At 61.8% G+C, this 233-nt stretch carries 1 pseudogene; it reads right to left on the reverse strand.

Features of this window, described 5'->3' with window-relative positions:
- Nucleotides 1-39: 39 nt before the first annotated feature.
- Nucleotides 40-233: pseudogene (locus SB753_RS41860) on the reverse strand (MFS transporter); the annotation flags it as partial.

The following is a 233-nucleotide window of genomic DNA, read 5'->3' on the forward strand; positions in this document are numbered from 1 at the left end:
TCTGCAATCGATGTTGATGACGCTTTGCAGAATACGCGATCAATCGATTTGCCGCTGGTAGAGCGCAAAGAGGCCGCCGCAAAGGGCGATGACGATCAGGAAGTAAAAGCCGTCCAGCGAACTCAGAAAGCTCGCCTGCCGCGCCACGGCCCGGCTGATCTCGACGACGGCAAGCGAATGCGCGTCCGAGGGCGAATGTCCGGCCGCCGAAAACGCCCGCGTGAGCGCGGCCA

The sequence above is a fragment of the Paraburkholderia sp. SIMBA_053 genome, assembly GCF_046534895.1.
GTDB classification, from domain to species: domain Bacteria; phylum Pseudomonadota; class Gammaproteobacteria; order Burkholderiales; family Burkholderiaceae; genus Paraburkholderia; species Paraburkholderia caledonica.